This window comes from bacterium, assembly GCA_021108215.1.
Taxonomy (GTDB): Bacteria; Oederibacteriota; JAAXVQ01; order JAAXVQ01; family JAUVAV01; genus JAIORK01.
Genome location: JAIORK010000062.1, coordinates 1 through 3604 on the forward strand (window position 1 = coordinate 1; position 3604 = coordinate 3604).

Below are 3604 nucleotides of genomic sequence, written 5' to 3' on the forward strand. Positions count from 1 at the left end.
CTGTTTGTGGCGCAAGATCAACTGACTGGTATGGCAACAGCTTGCTTGGCGCTCATTTCACCAAAGCGATCTTTTTAATAACACGTTCCTTGGTTCCATCTGCGCCTTTAGCTTTCACCAACAATAAATAAACCCCATTGGCAAGATTGCTCACATTGATGTGTTCTTCATGCTTCCCGCTTGATCCATAATACCGTCTAAAGGAAAGAACTTCTTGGTTACTGGTGGTATATAATATACCGCTGACTTCAGCAGGTTGATTGGTAAAAATAACAATTTTCGCAATATTACCCCGAACCGGATTGGGTGCCGCATAAATATATTTTTTAGAAATAACCTTTCCGCCAAATCCCGGAATCGGTGTTGCAGTTGCTGTGGGCGTTGCGGTCGGGGTGGGTGTGGCTGTGCCAACCACCAATGTATTTACTTTATACTCCCGCACATGATTATCTTCACCGATTGCATAAATTTCAAATTGATTATCATTATCACCGTCACCAACATCCAATTTATAAAGCGGCGTTCCGGCATCTCCGAGGTCTGCACTCACCCACTGTGTTGACTGCATTTTGAATTGATAGACATGACCATCTCCGCAAGCAGCATAAACGGCATTTTCACCGCTGTTATCCGCATCACAAATTTTCACATCATACATTTCCAGAGTACTCTGACCGACTTCCGACTTAGCCCACGAAGATACCAGCCATTTAAACTGATAGACTTTGCCGTCTTCATTGGCACCATAAACCTCCTTCTGTCCGTCCCGGTTGCCGTCACCTGTCGCAACAGCATACATATCACCTGAACCTGATCCCACTTCAGAAGTTGACCAACTTGTTCCATTGTACTCATATTGATAGATTTTGTTATCCGCACAGGCTGCATAAACTTCCGCCAATCCATCACTATCGCCATCACCCACAGCAACCGCAAAAACCTGATCTGGCGCTGTCCCGACTGTTGTTCTTTCCCACGTGGTTTTTTTCATAAATTTGTATATATTCCCATCCGCGCAAGCTGCATAAATTTCCAACACACCATCCAGGTCTACATCACCGTATGCCAGCGAATACACTTTTTCCGTAGTCGTCCCAACCGTAGTTCGCACCCAGCCTGTTCCCTTAAATTGATATATATTATTACTCAATGTCGCTACATAGACTTCTTTTTCATTGTCATGATCTGCATCACAGACCACCAAGCTGCTGCAATTTTCTCCCATAGGCGAATCTGGCAAGGACGTAATATTCCAACCGGAAGTATAATTGTCCAGATAGAATATTTTCTGATCGCGGTTCGCAACAAAAACTTCCTGATAGCCATCATTGTCTCCGTCGCTTACCTGAATGCCATAGAAAAAACCAGCCAAAGAAGGATTCCCCAACTGACCCCGGTCAGTTATGTGCCATTCGCCGGGTTGTATAACCTGCTCCAGCACAAAAAAACTATTACTCAAGGATGCGGAATACTCATTCAGTGAGGTTTGAATACTGTACACTCCGGGCACAAGCCCGGTGGTATCAAAAGTGTATGTAATCAACTCATAAACAGCTTGCACAACATTGGTAGCTGTAACTTCCTGGCCTCCCGGTTTGATAATTTTTATTTCCGGCAGATGCACAAACCCGGTTCCTGAAATAGATGCATTAAATATTTTCCCCGGCAGGCTATAAAAAGGTTCTGCACTTGACATATGCAAAGGTTTCACTGATTGGGCATATATGTCTTTGTTTCCATTGCGCTCATCAACCCAGGCAACAATTGCCCCACCCAATCCATCACTGACAATTTTCGACTCCCATTGGTATTCATCTCTAACGCAAACCGAAACGCCATTAGGTGACGACCATTCTACATTCCCAAGCAAATCACTTTTTTGGGCGAAAATATTATAGCTAGAATCTCGAAAAACAATATCTACCCCACCATCCGATCTGACAATATTTCGCGCTGTGTCATATGCATCAGCCGTATTAAACTTCGAGCACAAAAGAATTCCTGAGTCTGTTTGATTCCATAGTTTTGTACCAACCGAATCAATTCTTTGGGCATAAAGATCATATCCTTGTTCTGAAACATCCGATAATAAAACCGCCCCGCCTGACCCATCGCTAACAATTTCAGCATTTGTCTGAGCACTTGTCGAAGTTACAAAAATACCATTTTCCGTCCACAAAACAGTTCCGGAATTATTAATCCTTTGTGCATATATCCCCTCTCCAGTTCCTCTCTGGTCTCCCCAAACAAACACCGCGCCTCCAAAGCCATCACTGGAAATATCACCATGATAAGTCGGAGTAGAAGCCAAAGCACACAGTGTAACTCCAAACCAATTCCATTGCACCGCACCGGAAGAATTAATTTTTTGTGTATATAAGTTAACTGTGCCAACAGGATCATTTTGCCCATATACAATTATTGCTCCACCGGCGCCATCCGTCACAACACCACGACCATAATTTACCGGATCTTGCCATTGCCCTCCTGACTGGGTCATTTGAACACCATTTGTTGTCCATTGCACCGCACCGGAAAAATTAATTTTTTGTGCAAAATTATTTGAAATACCTCCAAAATGATTCCAAACAATAATTACATTGTTACTATCAGTTTTTGTCATCTCAACACAGACATCTTGGGTGGCATTGACACATATAGCCACGCCATCCACTGTCCATTCTGCATTACCAGTTGCGTTAATTCTTTGCGCATAAATATCCCAGTTGGTACCATTTCTATAATCACACCATACAATAATTGCTCCACCTGACCCATCACTTACTAAACGCGGATTATACTCGCCATATGAAGCATATGCAATATTCCCAACAGTGCAAACAGCTACCCCATCATCCGTCCATTGCGGTTCCCCAGATGCATTTATTTTTTGTACAAAAACGCTTCCATTATACCGTCCATCGATCCAGACCATGATCGCACCACCATCACCATCCTCAATCATCGACACCCCCGCTGCATCACTCGCATCTATACAAACCGGCACTCCCTGAAATTGCCAATCACTGGCACTAACCAATACAGGAAAAAGTAAAGCACACAATATAATCAATATTTTTTTCATGTTTTATCCCCTCGGTAGGTTATTTGCAGGAGTATATTGTATCCAAAATCGGACATCAATGAAACTACACTCCTATAATTATTTTAGACATCACTTGCACAAAAATCCATGCATCATTATTACATTTTTTTTATTATTTTCAAGGAATGCTTGTTCCCGGATTTTCCTTGTCCTTTTCCAATTCTAGATTATCAATAATACATTTTTGAATCATGATAAAAATCCACAGACTTACCTGGCATTCACCGGGCAGGATGCCCATTGTGTTCGCGCTGGCACGATAAATTCGGTATCATTTCGGATGATATATTCATAATAATTCCGTTGCCAAATGGAAATACCGGGATTGTTGCGCAATTTATTAATACGTTTTGTTACTACGGATTTGAAACCACGTACGATTGTCCCAATACCAAACGCTGGTGATTGCAACCCACATTACGGTAGGTAGCGATTCATGAATCGCCCCTATCTATGGGTAATGTCAACCCCCAATATATTTAAGTCATGCAGTGGAGG

1 protein-coding gene is annotated in these 3604 nt (G+C 42.5%); it reads right to left on the bottom strand.

Annotated elements, in window-relative coordinates; all coding sequences use genetic code 11:
• Positions 1–52 precede the first annotated feature (52 nt).
• Positions 53–3085 (bottom strand): T9SS type A sorting domain-containing protein, encoded by a 3033-nt coding sequence (locus tag K8S19_13640; GenBank protein MCD4814720.1) that lies wholly within the window; start codon positions 3083–3085, stop codon positions 53–55.
• Positions 3086–3604: the final 519 nt, after the last annotated feature.

Coding starts and splice junctions, on each gene's coding strand:
- K8S19_13640 (MCD4814720.1), bottom strand. CDS start 3,085: ATGAAAAAAATATTGATTATATTGTGTGCTTTACTTTTTCCTGTATTG.